1 rRNA gene is annotated in these 1,531 nt (G+C 50.6%); it reads right to left on the reverse strand.

Going from position 1 to position 1,531, the window contains the following annotated elements:
* A 23S ribosomal RNA gene (locus J7438_RS25410) occupies positions 1 to 1,531 on the reverse strand; the annotation flags it as partial.

Raw genomic sequence — 1,531 nt, forward strand, 5'->3', positions numbered from 1 at the left:
TCGACCTCACCTTAGGGGCCGACTCACCCTGCGCCGATTAGCGTTGCGCAGGAACCCTTGGTCTTCCGGCGGGGGAGCTTCTCACTCCCCTTGTCGTTACTCATGTCAGCATTCGCACTTCTGATACCTCCAGCATACCTCCCGATACACCTTCAACGGCTTACAGAACGCTCCTCTACCGGTTGCAGTGGTCAGTTTTTAGTGGTCGGTGGTCAGTTTTGCTCCGAGCTATCTCTAACTCTTGTGCAAACCCACCAACATTTTACTGACCTGATTGTATTCGGTTTTTAGATATTGCCATTGCTGATCATCTATGTATTTCAGATCAAGGCAGTATCTTAACCAAACTCTCATTTCATCAGAGGATCCGACGGCCATTAACAGGAACCTTCGAAACTCTGCTTTTGAGATGACCAGTTTTCCGTGTCCTTCAGCAATATTTGCGCAAATGCCTTTGCTGGCTCTGCGCATTTGATCAGCAAGCCCATTCGTTTGCTCAATCTTCGGAAACTCAAGGGTTATCCTGTGAACTTTCAATGAAAGTTTATAAGCCCTTTGAAATACCTCTAATTGCTCAAAACCCTGCACAACCTGCCTCTCTAACTGCCGACTGACCACTAAAAACTGACCACTGAACCCCGTAGCTTCGGTGTCTAGTTTGAGCCCCGTTAAATCTTCCGCGCGAGCCGACTCGACCAGTGAGCTATTACGCTTTCTTTAAAGGATGGCTGCTTCTAAGCCAACCTCCTGGCTGTCTGGGCCTTCTCACATCGTTTCCCACTTAACCAGAACTTTGGGACCTTAGCTGACGGTCTGGGTTGTTTCCCTTTCCACGACGGACGTTAGCACCCGCCGTGTGTCTCCCGTGATTGCACTCATCGGTATTCGGAGTTTGCATGGGGTTGGTAAGTCGGGATGACCCCCTAGCCCAAACAGTGCTCTACCCCCGATGGTGAGACACGAGGCGCTACCTAAATAGCTTTCGAGGAGAACCAGCTATCTCCGGGCTTGATTAGCCTTTCACTCCTATCCACAGGTCATCCGCTAGCTTTTCAACGATAGTCGGTTCGGTCCTCCAGTTGATGTTACTCAACCTTCAACCTGCCCATGGATAGATCGCCCGGTTTCGGGTCTACTCCCAGCGACTCGACGCCCTGTTAAGACTCGATTTCTCTACGGCTCCCCTAGTCGGTTAACCTTGCCACTGAAAGTAAGTCGCTGACCCATTATACAAAAGGTACGCAGTCATCGGTGGACAGTTGACAGTAGACGGTGAACGGTTCAGGAAGTGCCTGTTTCTGGCTCCCTGTTCCATTCCGACGCTTTATCATCCAGCAACAGCGTTTCAGTCAACCGTGCTTCTGCACATCAACTGTCTACTGTCCACTGTCAACTGCCCACCGACTCCCACTGCTTGTACGTACACGGATTCAGGTTCTATTTCACTCCCCTCAACGGGGTTCTTTTCGCCTTTCCCTCACGGTACTGGTTCACTATCGGTCAGTCAGGAGTATTTAGCCTTGGAGGATGG

This window comes from Thalassotalea sp. G20_0, assembly GCF_017744175.1.
Classification (GTDB): domain Bacteria; phylum Pseudomonadota; class Gammaproteobacteria; order Pseudomonadales; family Endozoicomonadaceae; genus Endozoicomonas.